Annotated in this window: 13 protein-coding genes and 1 pseudogene; 8 read left to right on the forward strand and 6 right to left on the reverse strand. The window is 74.5% G+C overall.

Annotated features, from left to right (window positions below):
• Positions 1-407 precede the first annotated feature (407 nt).
• Positions 408-1664, forward strand: coding sequence for a cytochrome P450 (locus AB0F11_RS30815; RefSeq protein WP_362180700.1), 1257 nt, complete (start codon positions 408-410; stop codon positions 1662-1664).
• Between the two features lie 63 nt (positions 1665-1727).
• Positions 1728-2213, forward strand: a pseudogene (locus AB0F11_RS30820) (RNA-guided endonuclease TnpB family protein); the annotation flags it as partial.
• 258 nt (positions 2214-2471) lie between these two features.
• On the opposite strand, the gene AB0F11_RS30825 reads toward AB0F11_RS30820, so the two are convergent.
• The 5 genes from AB0F11_RS30825 to AB0F11_RS30845 all read right to left on the reverse strand — a co-directional run bounded on the left by AB0F11_RS30825 (position 2472) and on the right by AB0F11_RS30845 (position 10128).
• Positions 2472-3548, reverse strand: a complete 1077-nt coding sequence (locus AB0F11_RS30825) for an alpha/beta hydrolase-fold protein (RefSeq protein ID WP_362180703.1) — start codon at positions 3546-3548, stop codon at positions 2472-2474.
• A gap of 100 nt (positions 3549-3648) precedes the next feature.
• A complete protein-coding gene (locus AB0F11_RS30830) occupies positions 3649-5268 on the reverse strand; it encodes a molybdopterin-dependent oxidoreductase (RefSeq protein ID WP_362180759.1) in 1620 nt (539 codons plus the stop codon).
• 209 nt (positions 5269-5477) lie between these two features.
• Positions 5478-5732, reverse strand: a complete 255-nt coding sequence (locus AB0F11_RS30835) for a hypothetical protein (protein ID WP_362180706.1) — start codon at positions 5730-5732, stop codon at positions 5478-5480.
• Positions 5733-5926: 194 nt separating this feature from the next.
• Positions 5927-8290 carry an alpha-N-acetylglucosaminidase gene (locus tag AB0F11_RS30840; RefSeq protein ID WP_362180708.1) on the reverse strand — a complete coding sequence of 788 codons (2364 nt, stop codon included), beginning with the start codon at positions 8288-8290 and terminating at the stop codon, positions 5927-5929.
• 155 nt (positions 8291-8445) lie between these two features.
• Positions 8446-10128, reverse strand: a complete 1683-nt coding sequence (locus AB0F11_RS30845; RefSeq protein ID WP_362180709.1) for a ricin-type beta-trefoil lectin domain protein — start codon at positions 10126-10128, stop codon at positions 8446-8448.
• A 236-nt stretch (positions 10129-10364) separates the two neighbouring features.
• Between AB0F11_RS30845 and AB0F11_RS30850 the strand changes: the two genes are divergently transcribed.
• Complete coding sequence (locus AB0F11_RS30850) at positions 10365-11009, forward strand: TetR/AcrR family transcriptional regulator (RefSeq protein ID WP_362180711.1); 645 nt, start codon at positions 10365-10367, stop codon at positions 11007-11009.
• 25 nt (positions 11010-11034) lie between these two features.
• Positions 11035-11982, forward strand: coding sequence for a serine/threonine dehydratase (locus AB0F11_RS30855; RefSeq protein ID WP_362180714.1), 948 nt, complete (start codon positions 11035-11037; stop codon positions 11980-11982).
• A 6-nt stretch (positions 11983-11988) separates the two neighbouring features.
• Here AB0F11_RS30855 and AB0F11_RS30860 read toward each other — a convergent pair whose 3' ends face one another.
• A complete protein-coding gene (locus AB0F11_RS30860) occupies positions 11989-13209 on the reverse strand; it encodes an FAD-dependent monooxygenase (RefSeq protein ID WP_362180717.1) in 1221 nt (406 codons plus the stop codon).
• Positions 13210-13312: 103 nt separating this feature from the next.
• On the opposite strand from AB0F11_RS30860, the gene AB0F11_RS30865 reads away from it, so the two are divergent.
• The 4 genes from AB0F11_RS30865 (at position 13313) to AB0F11_RS30880 (ending at position 17655) form a co-directional block, all read left to right on the forward strand.
• Positions 13313-14254, forward strand: a complete 942-nt coding sequence (locus AB0F11_RS30865) for a TetR/AcrR family transcriptional regulator C-terminal domain-containing protein (RefSeq protein WP_362180720.1) — start codon at positions 13313-13315, stop codon at positions 14252-14254.
• A 298-nt stretch (positions 14255-14552) separates the two neighbouring features.
• Entirely contained in the window at positions 14553-15887 is a 1335-nt protein-coding gene (locus AB0F11_RS30870) for a sugar ABC transporter substrate-binding protein (RefSeq protein ID WP_362180723.1), read from the forward strand.
• 59 nt (positions 15888-15946) lie between these two features.
• The gene (locus tag AB0F11_RS30875) at positions 15947-16822 is read left to right on the forward strand and encodes a sugar ABC transporter permease (RefSeq protein ID WP_362180762.1); all 876 of its coding nucleotides are present in this window, start codon (positions 15947-15949) and stop codon (positions 16820-16822) included.
• The gene (locus AB0F11_RS30880; RefSeq protein ID WP_362180726.1) at positions 16819-17655 is read left to right on the forward strand and encodes a carbohydrate ABC transporter permease; all 837 of its coding nucleotides are present in this window, start codon (positions 16819-16821) and stop codon (positions 17653-17655) included. Before AB0F11_RS30875 ends, AB0F11_RS30880 begins: the two co-directional genes overlap by 4 nt.
• Positions 17656-17668 lie beyond the last annotated feature (13 nt).

A 17668-nucleotide genomic window follows, 5' to 3' on the forward strand; every position in this document is an offset into this window, starting at 1 on the left:
GGCGCGGGTCCGGGCGGAGCCCGGTGCCCGGCGGAGCCGGGTTCCCTGGGGCGCCGCCGCCAGGCCCCGCGCCTCAAACGCCGGCGGGGCTGGAATTGCCGGACCCCGGTTCCAGGCCTCGGCGGGAGCCGGGATGGGGAGGCGCCGGCCTCAGGTGGCGGCGGAGTCGGCTGGGCTTCTGGGGTTCCGCCCCAGGCCCCGTGCCTCAAGCGCCGGCGGGGCCGAAAATGCCAACCCCCGTCAAAGGGGACGGCGGCCAGGGCCCCGTCACAGATGGCGGCGGAGCCGGTTGGAGGGGGTGCCCCGGAGGGCGGGGCGTGGGCGGGAGTGGGGTGGGCCCCTTGTACAACCCCGGAGGGAAGCCGCACTGTTGGCCGGTATTCGTCCATACGGTCAGGAGAACCGGCTTGTCCTCGCACCCTCCCGCCCCCGCCCACACCGTCGACCCCGCCGGCGGCTGCCCGCACGCCCTGAACGCCGCCCTGCGGGCGTCGCAGGGGCCCGTCGCGGACATCGTGCTGCCCGGCGGGGTGCCCGCAGCGGTCGTCCTGGGGCACGACGCGCTCAAGGAGTTCCTCTCCCACCCCGACGTGGCCAAGGACTCCCGCCACTGCCCGGCCCTGAACGACGGCACGATCCCCGCCGACTGGCCCCTGCGGGTCTTCGCCAACGCCCAGGGCATGCACACCGCCGACGGCGCCGACCACCGCCGCCTGCGCTCCCTCGTCGGCAACGCCTTCACCGCCCGCCAGGTGGAGCGGCTGCGCCCCCGCATCGAGGAGTTGACCGCCGGCCTGCTCGACGACCTCGGCCGGGCCGCCTCCGAGGACCCCGACGGCATCGCGGACCTGCGCACCCACTTCGCGCTCCCGCTCCCGCTGAGCGTCATCTGCGAACTGCTCGGCGTGGACCCCGAACACCGCGGCCGGCTCCACGACCTCACCTACACGGTGGTCATCGCCACCGACACCACCCCGGCGGAGGTGCTGGCCGCCGTACGCGAGCTCGTCGAGCTGCTCGGCACGATCGCGGCCGCCCGCCGGGCCGCCCCCGGCGACGACCTGACCAGCGCCCTGATAGCCGCCCGCGAGGACGACGGCGACCGGCTCAGCGAGGCCGAACTCATCGGCACCATGCGCCTGATGCTGGTCGCCGGTCACGAGACCACCCTCAACCTGATCAGCAATGCCGTACGGGCCCTGTGCACCCACCGCGACCAGCTGGCGCTGGTCCTGGACGGCAAGGCCGGCTGGTCGGACGTGGTGGACGAGACGCTGCGCTGGGACGGCCCCGTCAGCTGGTTCCCCTTCCGCTACCCCACCCGCGACCTGCCCCTCGGCGGCACCGTGATCCCGCAGGGCACCCCGGTCCTCGCCGGCTACACCGCCGCCGGACGCGACGCGGCCTTCCACGGCCCGGACGCCGACCGCTTCGACGTCACCCGGCCCGGCGCGGCCCGGCACCTCTCCTTCGGGCAGGGGGCTCACTACTGCGTCGGCGCCCCGCTGGCCCGGCTGGAGGCCACGATCGCCCTGGAACGGCTCTTCACCCGTTTCCCGGACCTCGACCTCGCCGTCCCCGAGGCCGAACTGCCCCGCCAGCGCAGCTTCATCGGCAACAGCGTCCAGGCCCTTCCGGTCCGCCCCGGCAGGCCGCGGGCGTAGGCCATCGGGCTTCTCCCGGGAAGCCCCGGCCTTTTGTCGGTGGGGGCGTACAGGTTGATCGTCATGACGGCATCAGAGGTGGTGGTCGACGTGGCCGGGCCCGCCCGGTACACGTTTCGGCTGCGTGTGTCGTCGACCGCGCTCGCTGCTCTGGAGGGCGAGTGGGCGCGGTGCAGGTGGGTGTGGAACGAGTGCGTGGCGGTGCCCCGCACGGTCCACGGTCTGGGTGAAGGCGCTGAAGGACATCAAGGCGAAGAAGCGCGAGGCGCTGCCCACGCCGAACCACACCCAGCGCGGCTTCCGCCTGCAGGACGCCGCCTGCACCTGGCCGGCGGGATCGTCCTGACCGTGGTGTGGTCGCGTGACCTTCCGTCCGCTCCGTCGTCGGTGCGTGTGTACCGGGACAGCCTCGGGCACTGGTACGCCTCGTTCGTGGCCGCCGCGGTGCCCGAGGTCCTGCCCGCCACCGGCCGTGCCATCGGCATCGACTGGGGCGTGGAGGAGACCGCGACCACCACCGGCGACGCCCACGACCTCCCCCACGCCCGATCGACGGGGCGGTCACTGCGGCCGCCGGCCGGGCGGCGGCCGCGGGAACGACCGCCGGCAGCACCAGCGCCGGTGCGGAGAGCAGGGCGAGCGGGCCGAGCGCCCGCCGCCGGAGGTGGCGGGTCGTGGGCGTCCTCCCGGACGGGTGGGTCGGCCCGTACGGTCGACCGGGCGGGTCCCGCGCGGCGGGCGGCGGGGGGCCCGGGCGGGCACAGAACGTACCGCTTCAGTCTGTTCGCCGACGCCGCCACCCGCCTGTCACCGGCCGTGGCCGGTGACAGGCGCCGACAGCTCGGTGCTCAGCCAGCCCAGCGCATCGGGGTACATCCCGCTCCACGTCTGGAAGTTGTGGCCGCCGGCGGGCCGGACGAGGGTCTTGACGCGGACCCCGCTGCCCGCCGCGGCCCGGACGAACGCGTCCAGTTGCTGCGGCGGGCTCTCCCGGTCCTGCGCGGAGGTGGCCAGGAACAGCCCGACGTCGGCCTTCCGCGCCTGCCGGACCAGCCACATCGGGCTGTTGCGCTCCCGCAGCACCGCATCGGGCAGCACCTCGGGGTCGCCGGTCAACGGGTCCGGGTCCAGGGCCGCTCCGGCCCGGAACACCTTCGGGTACTGCAGCGGCAGCTTCGCCGCGCAGAACCCCCCGGTGGACACGCCCAGCAGCCCCCAGCCCGCGGGCTCGCGCAGCGTGCGGAAGTTCTTCGCGACGAGCTCCGGCACGTCCCGCGCGAGCCAGTCGGCCACCTTCCGGCCGGGCGTGTTGCTGCAGTCGGTGTTCACCCCGCCCGGGTAGATCTCCGGGATCACGAGGATGAACGGGCGCGACGCGCCCAGCGCGATCAGCTGCTTCAGCGCGCCCGGCATCCCGCCCAGGTCGATCCACGTCCGCGGCGAGCCCGGGTAGCCGTGCAGCAGCACCAGCACCGGGAACCGGGTCCGCTGCGCACCCGGGGCCCGGTACTCGGGCGGAGTCCACACGATCACCTGGCCGGCCAGCTTCGAGTGCGTACCGCGGAACCAGGCGGTCTGCGTGCCGTCACCGCCCGGCGCGAAGCGGGCCCGGCTCGTCGTCGGCCCGGTCATCGCGGAGGCGTCCTGCCCGTTCCCGGTGCCCAGCAGCTCGTCCCAGGAGGAGTAGAGCCCGTAGCTGCCGTTGATCCACGCGGCGGTCACGGTGATGGCGGTCAGCTGGCACACGGCGAGCATCAGCACCCGCGCCGGCCAGCGCACCCACCCGGGGCCCGGGATCCGGTTCCACAGCAGCAGCGCGGCCAGCATCGCGAGCACGGTGACGGTGATCAGGGTGACGAACAGCGGGGTACTGGTGAGCTCCACGGGGGCCGGCTCCTGACGTTGCTCTCCGCCCATCCGGAGGGAAGGGGATGGCTAAATGTACGGTTTGCTCCCCTTTTGGCCCCGGCCGACCGGCCGACCGTCACCCTGTCCGTGCCGCCGCGCCGGCCGCCGTGGCCGCCGGGCGCGGCCGGACGTGCACCGTCACCGTGTGCAGGCCCGTCGCCCCGTCGGGCACGGGCGGCCGGACCTCCTCCGTCTGGACGGCGCCGCCCCCGTCCGTGGCCCGGACCTGCAGCGTGTGCCGGCCCGGGGTCGCCTCCCAGGGCCAGGACCACAGCCGCCAGGTGTCGACGCCGTCCGCGTCCGCCAGCCGGGCCTCCTGCCACGGGCCCCCGTCGACCCGTACCTCCACCCGGGCGATCCCGCGGTGCTGCGCCCACGCCACCCCGGCCACCGCCACCCGGCCCGCGAGGGGTTCGGCGGACGGGCGGGGCGTGTCGATGCGGGACTGCGTCTTCACCGGGGCCTGCGCCGCCCACCCCCTGCGCGCCCAGTAGGCGTCGTACGCGGCGAAGCGGGTCAGGCGCAGCTCGCGCAGCCACTTGCAGGCGGACACGTAGCCGTACAGGCCCGGGACGACCATGCGGACGGGGAAGCCGTGGGCGAAGGGCAGCGGCTCGCCGTTCATCCCGACGGCGAGCAGCGCCTCCCGCCCGTCCATGACGGTCTCCACGGGCGTGCCGATGGTCATGCCGTCCACGGAGCGCGCGACCAGCTGGTCGGCCGGGCCGCCGCGGGAGGGCGGCCGTACGCCCGCCTCGTGCAGCAGGTCGGCGAGGCGCACGCCGAGCCAGCGGGCGTTGCCCGCGTACGGGCCGCCGACCTCGTTCGACACGCAGGTGAGGGTGATGTCGTGCTCGACGAGCGGGCGGGCCAGCAGCGCGCGCAGGTCCAGCTCCACCGGACGCGCGACGCCCTCGCCGTGGATCCGCAGCCGCCAGGTGTCGGCGTCCACGCGCGGCACCACCAGGGCGGTGTCCACCCGGTAGAAGTCCCGGGCCGGGGTGAGGAAGGGGGAGATCCCGCGCACCGCCGGCTCCGCGCCGGGCGGCACGGGCGGGGCGGGCACGTCCGGCTGCGGCAGCACCAGGCCCGCCCGGGAGGTGCCGGCCCCGAGGGAGCTGTACGCGCCGAGGCGGCGGCCCGCGTAGCCGATGCCGGCTGAGGCGGCGAGCGTGGCGGCGACCAGCCGGCCGAAGCCGCGCCGGTCCAGCGCGCCGGCTCCGCCCGGCGGTGCACCGGCCTGGCGCGGTCGGAGCAGCGCGCGCACCAGCAGGTACAGCACCCCGGCCGCGGCCAGCCCGCCCGCCAGCGAGGGGAGCGCATCGCGCCAGGACGCCTCCGGCCGGCTCGTTGCGGCCACGGCCCCGACCAGCCCGAACGCGCCCGCCACGGCGAGGCCCGCCGGCAGCCGGCGGACCGCGAGCACCCCGGCGGCGGCCGCCACCGCTCCCAGGACGAGGATGATCCCGAGCGCGAGCACCAGCTTGTCGGCGGTCCCGAACTGCCGGATCGCCCACTCCTTCAGGGCCGCGGGCGTGAGGTCGACCACGGCCCCGCCGACCGCGGTCACCGGGGCGGCCTCGGGCCGGACCGCCGCCGCGGCCAGCTCGGCCACGGCGAGGCCCGCGAAGGCCGCGACCAGCCCGCTCACGGCGCCGCCCAGGAGGCTGCGCCGGCGCCCGAGGCCTGCCTTCACTCCGGTCACGGGTTCCAGTGTGGCGCGGCATGCCCGTGTTCCGTGCGCTGCGCGCCCGGTGCGCTCAATCGCCGCGCGGGCTTGTTTTGCCGCGGGCGGGGCCGGTCCCCGCCGCGCGTGTCCGGCTTGTGTTCCGTGCGCTGCGCGCCCGGTGCGCTCAATCGCCGCGCGGGCTCAGTGTGCGCCGCGCGGGCTTGATGTGCGTCGCGCTAGGCGCGGGTTCGGGACTTGGCGGCGATGCGTTGGGTGGCTCGTTCGGCTGTTCGTCGGGCCATGGTTGCCAGCGGGTCCTCGGTGTCCTCGTCCGACGGACCGGCCGCGAGTTCGCCGCGCTTGCGGAGCTCCACCACCCCGTCCGTGAGCAGCTCACGCGGGTCGGCGGGCCGTGGTACCTCCTGGGGCCGGTCGCAGCCGGGCGTGTGCTGCACGGGTCGTCCGGGCCGCTCGTGTCCGGTCTGGGGCATGCTCGGTGCACTCCTGCTCGCGTCGGGCCGTCACGGCGTCGGCAGAGGGGCGGTCGCCGGATCGTTCCGGCAAGCGCCCCGGTCCGCTTCCGGGCCAGTGAAGCGAGTGCCCGCCCGGCGCGGCGCTGTGCCGCCGGGTTCTCCCTCCCAGGAGCGGCGAGATTCCCCCGGACGAGTGACGGCGGGCGCAAGCCTCACCCGCCGCGGGTGAGCCGTCCGGCCGGCTGCTCGGCCGCCGCGAGGGCCGAGGACACCCCGGCCGCCAGCGCGTACGGGTTCCCCGTCGGGCCGCCCGCACCGCCCGGCTGCGGCGTGGTCCGCCGCGCCCACGCCTCCTCGAAGGCGTGCCAGTCGATCTCCCGCGGCGCCGCCTTCTTCACCAGCGCCTCCTCCAGCGCCGCGAAGTAGGCCGCCCAGCGCGGTGCGTACAGCTCGCGGATGAGGCCGCCCCACTCCCGGTTCGCGTAGTCGTGCAGGAAGCCGCCCTCGCTGGTGCTGTGCCGGCCCCACACGCTCAGGATCGACCGGGCGTCGTACTCGTACCGGTCCTTCTCCGCCCCGTCCGCGCCCCACGACCGGGCCGCGGCCAGCCAGGGCCCGAGCAGGAAGTTCGGGTCGGAGCTCGTCAGGGCGTCCAGCCGCCGCTCCGCGTCCGCCCAGGCGGCGGTCAGCTCCCGGAACGCGGCCAGGTCCTCGGCCTCGTACGCGGCCCTGATCCTCGGCAGCAGCACCCGCGAGTGGTTGGCGAGGGCCTGGCGGGCCGTGTCCACCAGGTCGAAGCGGTACGCGCTGGAGCTGCGCAGCCGCGGATCCACCTTCAGCAGGTGCTCCAGGGCCCGCCGTACCGAATCGGCCGGGTAGCGCATCGACTTGGGGCTCCAGTACGCCGCCCCCGCCGCGGTCAGGCTCGGCCGGGCGGTGAACAGGCTGTCCTGGGACTCCGACCACAGGCCGGAGGAGGTGCTGTACGGGCCCTTGCGCAGCTCCTCCCACGCGGCGGCGGCCTCGGCGTCCGGCCGCCCGTACCTCCGGGCCGCGAAACCGGCGAACCACGCCCGCTGGTCGATCGGCCCCGGCTCCCAGGCAAGGTCCGTGAACAGGTCGAACGCGGCCGGGTTGGTGCCGGTCGCCTCCGGCAGGTACGCGGTGCCGCGCAGCGCACTGGCGTCCTTGGCCCGCCAGGAGCCGAACCGGTCGATCCACACGGAGGTGTTGGCGCCGACGGTGGTGTGCCCGCCGAAGTTGTAGATCGTGCCCAGCGCGTACGGCGCCCCGCCCCAGCGGGTCTCCCGGTCCAGGCGGTTGTACCGGTCGGACAGCCCGTCCAGGATCAGCAGCTTCGAGGTGTCGACCCCCGCCAGCAGCTCCTTGCGGGGGCTGTCCTGCCAGCCCAGCACCGCCCACAGCGCCCCGGGGTGCGCGGCGTGCAGGGCCGACTGGACCGCGCCGGCCGCCGCCCCGACGTCGACCGCGCCGGCCGTGCCGCCCTCGTGCAGCGGGCTCATCCGGTACATGGCGCTGTCCCCGAACACCGCGCGCTGCTCCGCGTAGTACGCGGCGGCCACCTTCGGGAACGCCGGCGAGGACGGGTCCAGCCAGTCGGGCCGGTCGAAGCCCGCCCAGTCGCCCTGCGCCACGGTCCGCGCCCCCTCGTTGCGGGCGGCGAACCCCGGCGGCACGGTCCCGAAGTAGCCGGGCAGCACCGGGGTCATGCCGAGCCCGCGCAGCTGCTCGGCGATCCTCGCCCCGAGTTCGGCGCGCTCGCGCATCAGCCGCTCGGAGACGGGGCCGCCGAAGCCGCTCAGGTTCTGCAGCAGCCACCAGCTCTGGTGGCCGGGGGCGGGGATCCACTCCCGCAGCTCCGCGGCCGAGTAGCCGAAGCCCTGGAGCGCCCGGTAGTACGGGTACTCCGCGCCGACCTGCACGAACACCTCGTTGATGCCGTGCAGGGCCAGCAGGTCGATCTGCCGCCGGTGCTGCTCGAAGGTGCGGTACGGGCCCGAGTAGCCGTCGTCGGTGTCGTTGAGGGCGTACCGGTGCGGGACGAGGGCACTGCGGGTGACCGGCGCGGGCACGGCCGGCAGCCGCGCGGGCAGCTGGCCGAGGCTGTCGCCGGGCCAGCCGATGTCGGCGCCGGCGACGTGCTGGAGGTACCAGCCGACGCCGGTGAGGAGGGTGGCCCCGGTGGTGGCGCGGACGGTGATCGCACCGGCCCTCCCCGACACGGTGAAGGTGTCGGGCCGGCCCGCCGCCGCCGGGTCGGCGACGAGCGTGAACTGGGCGGCGTGGCGCGGCAGCAGCCGCTTCAGCGCGGCCCGCGCGGGGCCGGTGTCGAAGCTCCGGGACGGTTGCGCGCCGGCTGCTCCGTACGCACCGGCAGGGGCCGGTCCGGCAGCGGCGCGGGCCGGGGCGGCCGCACCCGGGGCGATCCCCGCGCAGACCAGGGCCAGCAGGGCGGCGGGCAGCGCGGCCAGGGTGCGGGGGCGGCGGGTCCGGCGGCGGGGGAGCCGCGGCTGCGGGTCCGTCGCCGCCCGCGTGCAGTCGGGGTGGTTCGTCATGGGTCCGTCGTCCGCTCGGTCGTGTGCTGGATCACGGCATGCGCCAGGGACACCGGAGGTGTCGGCGGGTGCGCCCCGTGGACGCGGCAGGGGTGTTCCGGGCCGGACCCCGCGGCGTTGGGCGCCCGGGATCCGGCCCGCGGGCCGGCGGTGCGTCAGACCGGCAGGGACCAGGCCTGGTCGGTGCGGTGGTCGCCGCAGGCCTCCAGGCGCAGCCGCGGCGTCGGCGCGTCCGGCGTGGCGGCCGCCGCTGGCGCCGTCAGGCACAGCCCGCTCACGTCCTCGACCAGGGCGCCGTCCCGGCGGTGGCTCCAGCTCTGCCCGGGCTGCCCGGGCGCGCACCGGGCCAGCTCCACGGCGCCGTCCTCGCCCGCCGACAGGCATTGACCGGCCAGCCGCAGGGTCGCGCCGCCGCCGAGCACCCACCGCTGGTCGGCTCCGGCCGTGCACGGGGCCAGGACCACGGCCCCGGTCCCGGTGGTGTTGGCGCCGTCGGCGCAGGTGGCGCCGTTGCCCGTCACCTGCCCGGTGGGGACGGCCCCGCCGCAGCCGCGGCCCGGGGTGAGCCGCCACACGGCGGTGTCGTGCCCGGCCAGCGTCCCGGTCAGGGAGGTGGCGACCTGGGTGCTCGCGCCGCTCCACAGGTCCTTGGCGGTGACCGTGCACCCGTACAGGCCGATGTCGGCGAGCGGGACCGAGATGTTCCGGGTGCTGCCCGAGCGGTTGAGCACGGCGACGGCGCGGTCGCCGCCCGCCAGCGGCCGCGCCAGCACCTCGAAGGTGGCGTTGGCGGAGACCACCGCGCCCTGGCGGCCCATCGGGTCCTGGTCCAGGGCGATGAGGTCGTCGTTGCCGAGGGCGGCCAGTCCGCCCGGGGTGAGCTTGGAGACCTCGGAGGACAGGATGAACGGGGCGGCCATCATCGCCCACAGGCCGACCTGGGTGCGGCTCTCGGCGTCGGTGAGCCCGGGGGCGCCGGCGATCAGGAAGTCCGGGTCGTTCCAGTTCCCGGGGCCCGCGTACCGGCCGAGCCAGCGGTTGTAGCCGTAGTTGCCGAGGACGGAGCTCCAGCGGGAGGTGGCCGGCGCGGCGGGGTTGTAGACCTTGATGTCCTTGCCCTCGCGCCACAGTTGGCCGGTCTCGCCGACCCAGCCGAGCACCCTGTGCCAGTCGGGGCCGCCCCATTCGCCCTGCTGGAAGTAGGCGGGGGCCGAGGCCGAGAGCACCATGGTCCGGCCGCTGTCGCGCAGCGCGTCGGCCACGGCGTGGTAGGCGTCGCGGTAGGCCTCCTCCTTCGTCTTCCCGGGCGGCACCCACAGGTTGCAGCCGTCCATCTTGACGTAGTCGACCTTCCAGGCCGCGAACTGCCGTGCGTCCTGCGCGTAGTGGTCCGCGCCGCCGCCGTCGGGGGAGCCGCTGCCGGGGTACTTCTCGCAGGTGAGCGAGCCGGCGTCCTCATAGATGCCGAACTTCAGCCCCTTGGCGTGCAGGTACTCGCCCAGCCAGGCCATCCCGTGCGGGAACTTCTGCGTGTCGACGACCAGCGCGCCCTGCTCGTCCCGGCTCTTGGTCATCCAGCAGTCGTCGACGGTCACCGTGTCGTAGCCCTTGGCCGCCAGCCCGCTCGCGACCAGCGCGTCGGCGTTGGCGACCACCTTGGCCTCGTCGATGTCGCACATGTAGTGCGCCCAGTTGTTCCAGCCCATGGGCGGGGTCGGCGCGAGCGGGGTGTCCGAGGTGGCGGTGGGCTCGGCCGTCGCCGGGACCGGGGCGAGGCAGAGGGCGAGCAGGGCGGCCGCGGTCAGAGAAGGGAGCGACGTACGCAGGCGAGGCGGCACGAGGGACTCCTTGCAGTGGGGCAGGTGCCGCCCAGTGCAGCCGCGTGACTACTCCCTGTCAACGCCATGTGCGGGTCGTGGCCCGATGACCAGCAATTCGGGTGTACCCGCGATCACACGATCGGGTAGGTGCGCCTGGGTGACGCTGACCGATACGGCGGAGGACACGACGTTGACACAACGAAAGACACGGCGGCAGATACACCGGAAGTTACACCGGCTGATACGGTGTATCCATGCCGAGGAGATCAACGGCCCTGGAACACGCGACCCCCGAGGCGATCGCGGTCGCCGCCCTGCAGATCCTGGACGAGCAGGGCCCCGGAGCGCTCAGCTTCCGCGCCCTCGCCGACCGGCTCGGCGTCTCGCACGCCACCGTCCAGCGCCGCTGCACCGACCTGGCGGGCCTGCTCGACCTGTGCACCGAGCACCTGGCCGGCCTCCTGCCCGAGATCCCGCCCGGAACCGGCTGGGCCGAGGCGACCGAGCTGCGGTTCACCGCCCTGTACCGGCTGCTCGTCGCACATCCGGGCCTGCCGGCCCTGCGCGGCGGCCGCCCCTGGATGGGCCGCCGGCTGCTGGCGCGGCTCGTCGAACCCGCCCTCACCGACAGCGTGGCCGCCGGGATGACCCTCGTCGAGGCGGTGACCGTCTACCGCCGCCTCTACCTGCTCACGCTCGGCTGCGCCGCCTTCGTCGACCACCGCGACCCGGCCGCGGCCACCGCCGCCTCGCGGGCGGCCCTCGCCGCACTGGATCCCGAGGAGTTCCCCGTGCTCTCGGCCGGGCTGGCCGACGTACTGCCCGCCCTGACCGACCACGAGGTGTACTACGGCGCCCTGCGCCAGCTGATCGAGGCGGCCCGGCCCGACGGGGCCTGACCGCACAGTCGAAGGGAGAGCGATCGTGGAACAGCAGCTCGACGCCGCCGCGGTGCGCGCGGCCGCCGACCGGATAGCCGGGGCCGTGCGCCCCGCCGCCGTGGTGCCCGCCGCCGACGGCCTCTGGTACGCGCTGGAGTACCTCCAGCACACCGGCTCCTTCAAGGCCCGCGGCGCCCACAACTTCCTCGCCGCGCACCGCGCCGCCGGCACCCTCCCCGACACCGGCGTCACCATCGCCTCCGGCGGCAACGCCGGCCTCGCCTGCGCCTGGGCGGCCCGCGCGCAGGGCGTCCCCGCCACCGTGTTCCTGCCGGCGACCGCGCCGCGCGTCAAGGTGGAGCGGCTCGCCCGGTACGGGGCCGACGTACGGCTCGTCGGGGAGCGGTACGCCGACGCGCTGGCCGCCTGCCGGGAGTTCGCCGCGGCGAGCGGCGCCCTGAGCAGCCACGCGTACGACCACCCGCTCATCGCGGCCGGCGCGGGCACCCTGGTGGACGACATCCGGGCCGGGCTGCCCGGCGTGGACACGGTCGTCGTCGCGGTCGGCGGCGGCGGGCTGCTGGCCGGGGTGGCCACCGCCGCCCGGGAGCACGGCATCCGCGTCGTCGCAGCCGAGCCCGAGGGTTGCCGGGCCCTGAACGCGGCGCTGGAGGCGGGCCGGCCCGTGGACGTCACCGTCGACTCGGTGGCCTCCGACTCGCTCGGCGCGGCCCGCGTCTCGGCGGACGCGCTGGCCGCAGCCCGGCATCCCGGCGTGAGCTCGGTGCTGGTCCCGGACAGCGCCATCACCGCCGCCCGGCGGGCCCTGTGGGAGGAGCACCGCATCGTGGTCGAGGTCGGCGCCGCCACGGCCCTGGCCGCCGTACGCGGGGCGCCGGAGCCGCTGGGGGAGCGGGTGGCCGTGGTCCTGTGCGGCGCGAACACCGACCCCGCCGACCTTGTAGCTCCCGGGGCGTCGGTCGAACAGTGAGCACGGTCAGCGGGCCGCCGCGTAGTCGGGCAGGCGCACCGGCTCCGTGCGGGCCTGCTCCGGAGCGTTGGCCGCCAGCATGTCCAGCACCTCCTGCGTGGGGGCGGGCATGAAGAACCGCTCGGCGCCCTCCCGCCCCACCGCCTGGTGCTCGGCCACCAAGGGGCGCATGTACGCCTCGTATGCGGCGAACGCGGCCCCGTGGTCGCCGCCCGCCCGGGCCAGCTCACCGGCCAGGACGTACGCACCGATCAGCGCCTGCGAGGTGCCGCGCCCCGAGGTCGGCGCCGCGCAGTGGCCGGCGTCGCCGAGGAGCACGACCCGCCCCGCGGCCCAGGTGTCCATCACCACCTGCGCGTTGGCGTCGAACCAGAAGTCCTCCGCGGTCTCCATCTCCGCGAGCAGGCGGGGCAGTTCCCAGGCCTCGCCCGCGAACCGCTCGGCCACGATGCGCCGCTGCTCCGCCCGGTCGTGCCGGTCGTACTCCAGGCCGTCGGCCGCGAAGTGCAGGGCGGCGCGGGCCCGGTCGGCGCTGCTGCCGTCGGAGAAGACGTTGGCCGCCTTGCCGGGGGAGACGTACAACCGGCCGGTGTTGCACAGGCCCAGATGGTTCGGCACGCCGAAGATGGCGGTGTGGATGCCGAGGTGGCGCACGAACCGCTCCTCGGGGCCGAAGGCCAGGGCCCGCGTCCGCGAGTGCAGCCCGTCGGCGCCGACGACGAGGTCGAAGCGGCGCGGCGGCGCCTGATCGAAGGTGACCAGCACCCCGTCGCCGTCCTCCTCCAGCGCGGCGATCGAGTCGCCGAAGAGGTACTCGGCGGTGTGCCGGGTGGCCTCGTACAACAGCTTGGTCAGCTTGCCCTTGGGGACCTCCAGATCACCGGCGAAGACCACGGCGGGCAGCGTGGCGTACGGCCGGCCCGCCCCGTCCACCATCACGGCGTCGCCCATCTCGGTGTCCAAGGCCCGGACCTGCTCCAGCAGGCCCATCCGGTCCAGGACGTCCAGGGCCTCGCCGCGGAAGTCGACGGCGTACCCGCCGTGCCGCATCTGCGGGGCCCGCTCGACGACGGTGGGGCGGAAGCCGTGGTGGTGCAGCCAGTAGGCGAGGGCCGGGTCGGCGACTCCGGCGCCCGAGATCAGGACGGTCCGGGCGGTCTGGTTGTTCTGGGCGTTCTGGGCGTGCTGGTCGTTCTCGGCGGTCTGGGTGCTCTGCGTCTGCGTCATGTGTACAACGTACGAGCGTGCTCGGCCACTGTGAAGTCGTCTTTTGTTGAATCCGTACTAGTGCTTGAAAGGCCAGGTGTACTAGTGCACTAGGGTGTGCCCCATGCCCCGTACGACTCCAGACCAGCCGCCCTATGCGCGGATCGCCGGTGAGCTGCGGCGCCGGATCGAGGTCGGCGAGCTCGCACCGGGGGACCGGGTGCCGTCCACGCGGGCGATCACCCAGCGGTGGGGCGTCGCCATGGCCACCGCCACCAAGGCCCTGGCCGCCCTGCGCCACGAGGGCCTGGTCCGGGCCGTCCCCGGGGTCGGGACGGTGGTCGCCGACGCCGCGCCCCGCCCGCGCGCCGGGTCGGCCGCCGCCGGCGCCGCAGCCGCCGACGACCCGGCCGTTCGGGCCCGGATCGTCCGGGCGGCCGTCGCGCTGGCCGACGTGGAGGGGACGGCCGGGCTCACCATGCGGCGGATCGCCGCCGAGCTGGGCATGCCGACCATGTCCCTGTACCGCCATGTCGCGGGCAAGGAGGAGCTGGTGGCGCTGATGGTGGACGCCGCCTTCGCGGGCGAGCCGCTGCCCGCGCAGCCGCCCGAGGGCTGGCGGGCCCGCCTGGAGCTGTCCGCCGCGCTCCAGTGGCGCCTGTACCGCGCGCATCCCTGGCTGGCCGGCGCCCTGCACCTGGGCCGTCCGCTCCTCGCGCCCCACGGCATGCGGCACATCGAGTGGGCCTTGGCCGCCCTGGACGGCCTCGGCCTCGACGCCGACACCCGCATGCACGCCGCGGTCGCCCTCTTCGGCTACGTCCGCGGCCAAGCCGTCGACCTGGAGCCCGAGGTACGCGCCGAACGGGCCAGCGGGATCACCGGCGAGCAGTGGATGGCTGCCCGGCAGGGCCGGATGGACGCGGTCCTGGCGAGCGGCGCCCTGCCGCACTTCGCCGCCGCCGCGCCCGCGGCCGAGCTGTCCCCCGGATCGCTGTACGCCTTCGGCCTGGCCGCCCTGCTGGACGGGATCGCCGCCCGGATCGCCCGGAGCGACGACAGCTAAACCGCATTAGTGCCGATTTCCCGAACCGGCCATAAGAAGTCAAACTCCGGCACCGGACCGCCTCCGCCGGGGAAATCGGCACCCCTTCCGCGAACTCCCCGACTAAAGCGCATCAGTCCAGGTCGCCGCCGTGTTGACGGAGCGGCTCCGGTCTGTCGTCGGAACCTCCCGGACCGAAAGGACAGGCGCGCCTGCTCGGCCACCGCCGGCCCGGCCGCATTGACGCGCCCGCCCCGCGCGGTCAGCGTGGCCCCGCGCTCCGGCAGCGAGGCCGGAACTCCCCCTAAGGCGGCCGACGATGAACCGTTCGCACCTGCCCCGCACCGCCCTCGCCACCCTGGTGGCGGGCACCCTCCTGTCCGCCTCCGCATGCGGCCTCGGCGGCGGTCCGGCCGATGCGAAGGAGGCGCAGCGGACCGGCGAGGTGTCCGGCGAGATCACCTTCCGCACCCTCCAGCTCAAGCCCAAGTACACGGCGTACGTCCAAGGCGTCATCGACGCCTTCGAGAAGAAGTACCCCGGGGCCACGGTGAAGTGGGAGGACGTCCCCGGCGACGGCTACAACGAGAAGCTCGTCGCCGACGCCCAGGCCGGAGCCCTCCCCGACGTGGTCAACCTCTCCACCGACTCCTTCCAGCTCCTCGGCGACCGCGGCCTCCTCGTCGACGTCGCCAGACTCGACGGCGAGTCGGCCAAGGAGTACGTGCCCGGCGCCTGGCAGCAGTTCAGGCTCCCCGGCAAGGGCGACGGCGTGTACGCCTACCCCTGGTACGTCACCCCGGAGATCCTCACCTACAACAAGGAGCTCTACCGCAAGGCCGGCCTGGACCCCGACAAGCCGCCGACCAGCGTCGAGCAGTTCTTCGACTGCGCGGACCGGATCGCCGCCGCGTCGGGCGGCCAGTACGCCGCCTTCATGGCCGATCCCAAGGGCCGGCTGCCCGGGGACTGGCAGAAGATGGGCGTCCCGATCCTCAACGACCAGCAGGACCGGTTCACCTTCGACACCGCCACGGCCGTCGCCTGGGTCGAGCGGATGAAGGACCTCTACGCCAAGGGCGCCATGCCCAAGGAGTCCCTCCTCAAGGCCGACGACATCAACCAGCTGTACGGCAGCGGAAAGCTCGTCTTCGGCCCCGGCTCCCCGGGTTTCGTCCGGGACATCAAACAGAACGCCCCGCAGGTCTATGCCGACACGCAGGTCGCACCGGCCGTCACCGGCAGGCTCGGCCACATCGGCATCTACGCCCAGTCGCTCGGCATCCGCAAGGACACCAAGCACCTCGACGCGGCGGCCGAGTTCGCCCGGTGGGTCACCAACGGCCCCAACCAGGTCGAGTTCTCGAAGAACGCCACCATCTACCCCTCCAACGCCCAGGGCCTCGCCGACCCGCGCTTCGCCGACCGCGGCGACGGCACGGACGCGGACACCGTCGCCCGCGCCGTCGGTGCCGAACAGCTGAAGACCGCCGCGCTCGACGCCAACACCCCCGTGCAGTGGACCAACCAGGTCGGCGACGCCGTCGTACGCGAGGTGCAGAAGGCCATCCAGGGCGAGCAGGACGCGAAGACGGCCGTACGCAAGGCACAGGAGGAGGCCAACAAGCTCCTCGCCCACGCGGCCCGCAAGTGACCCCCGCCCGTGCCCGCACCCGTACGGCGACCCTGCGGACCACGGCGGCCGAACCGGGGCTGCCGCACCGGGCGTGGTGGACCCCGTACCTCTTCCTCGCACCCGGGCTGGTGACGGTGGTCCTGTTCAGCCTGTGGCCGTTCGTCAACACCGTCGTGCTGTCCTTCACCGACGCCCGGATCCTCCAGGGCGGGACCTTCGTCGGCTTCGACAACTACACCCGCGCCTTCGCCGACCCCGACTTCTGGACCGCAGCCGGCAACAGCGTGCTGTACCTGCTCGTCGTCGTGCCCTGCCTGGTCCTGCTGCCGCTGGCCCTCGCCGTGCTGGTGCAGGCGGAAGTGCCCGGCATCGGGTTCTTCCGCTCCGCCTTCTACACGCCGGTGATCGCCTCGGCCGTGGTCGTCGGCCTGATCTGGCAGTGGGTGCTGCGCAGCGACGGCCTGGTCAACACCGTCTTCGCGAGGCTCCGGCTCGTCTCCGAGCCGGTCCCCTTCCTCACCGACAGCCGCGTGCTGCTCGTCTCCGCCATGATCGTGACCGTGTGGAAGGGCCTCGGCTACTACATGGTCTTCTACCTCGCCGCCCTCGGGAACGTGCCCGCCTCCCTCCACGAGGCGGCCGCCCTCGACGGCGCCGGCCCCGTCCGCCGCTTCATCAGCATCACGATCCCGCAGGTGAAGCCGATGATGCTGCTGGTCGGCACCCTCTCCGCCATCTCAGCCCTGCGCGTCTTCACCGAGATCTACATCCTGGGCGGCGAGAGCGGCGGCCCCGGCGGCGGCGCCCGCACCCTGCCCTTCCTGATCCGCCAGGTCGGCCTCGGCTTCGCCGGCGAGACCGGCTACGCCTCGGCCGTCTCCCTCCTGCTGTTCCTCCTCACCCTGGCCTTCAGCCTGCTGGGCCGCCGCCTGTCGAAGGGAGACGAAGGGTGAGCACCCTGACCGGACCGCCCCGCCGCATCGCGCTCGCCGCCCGGTACGCCGTGCTGCTCCTGATGCTGGTGGTGATGCTCGGGCCCATCGCCTGGCAGTTCCTCACCTCGATCCGCGGCCGCACGGAGAACGTCTACGACGGCGTGCTGCCCGCACACCCCACCCTCGACAACTACGTCCGCGTCGCCGAGTCGTTCCCGCTCCTCGGCTACGTCGCGAACACCCTCACCGTCGCCGCCCTGGCCGTCACCTCGAACGTGCTGTTCGCCTCCATGGGCGGCTACGCCCTCTCCCGAGCCGGCTGGAAGGGCCGCACGAGCGTCTTCACCCTCCTCGTGGCCACCCTGATGTTCCCCTTCGAGTCCGTGATGATCTCGATGTTCCTCACGATCCGCGGGATGGGCCTCGTCGACACCCTCATCGGCGTGTGGCTCCCCGGCGCGGTCTCCGTCCTCAACATCATGATCATGCGCTCGGCCTTCCTCGCCGTGCCGCGGGAGATCGAGGAGGCCGCCGTGCTGGACGGGGCCGGCGAATGGACCCGCTTCACCCGGGTCTTCCTCCCGGCCGCCAAGGGCTCGCTGGCCGTCGTCTGCATCACGAGCTTCATGGGGGCCTGGGACGACTTCCTGTGGCCGCTGCTGGTGCTCACCGACAGCGACCACTACACGCTCCAACTGGGCCTGAAGACCCTCGCCGGGGCCACCACCACCAACGACCAGCGCCTGATCGCCGCCGGCGCCATGGCCGCGCTGCTGCCGATGATGCTGCTCTTCTTCGCCCTCCAGCGTTTCTTCTTCAAGGGCGTCGGCGAGGGAGCGGTCAAGACCTGAGCGCCTCCCGCCC

This window comes from Streptomyces sp. NPDC032472 (genome assembly GCF_040636955.1).
Classification (GTDB): domain Bacteria; phylum Actinomycetota; class Actinomycetes; order Streptomycetales; family Streptomycetaceae; genus Streptomyces.